General features: G+C 81.1%; 1 protein-coding gene. It reads right to left on the bottom strand.

Features of this window, described 5'->3' with window-relative positions:
- The coding region (locus G3I53_RS25885) for a peptidase dimerization domain-containing protein (RefSeq protein ID WP_164438829.1) at positions 1 to 391 on the bottom strand (391 nt) is incomplete at both ends.

The raw sequence follows: 391 nt of genomic DNA on the forward strand, positions 1-391 counted from the left end.
CCGCCGACCGGGAGCCGACGGTCACCTCCGGCTCCCGGGGGGCGCCCCCGACGGCGCTCTCGGCCCGGACGGCCCGGCGCACCTCGGCCAGCGCCTCGTCGAGCAGGGTGTCGCTCGCGGCCCGCACCGCCACCCCGAGCTCCGCCCGGTCGGGGATGACGTTGGCGGCCGTCCCGGCCCGCAGGGTGCCCACCGTCAGGGTCACCTGCCCGTCGGCGGCGGGCAGGCGGGTCAGGGAGTCCTGGAGCCGGGTGACGACCGCGGCCGCGGTGACCACCGGGTTCACCGCCAGGTGGGGCGTGGCCACGTGCCCGCCCCGGCCGTGCAGCACGACGTCGAGTACCGCCCCGGCCGCCGTCATCGGCGCGTCCGGCGGGCCGGGCGGCGCGGC

The organism is Streptomyces sp. SID14436, assembly GCF_010548465.1.
Taxonomy (GTDB): Bacteria; Actinomycetota; Actinomycetes; order Streptomycetales; family Streptomycetaceae; genus Streptomyces.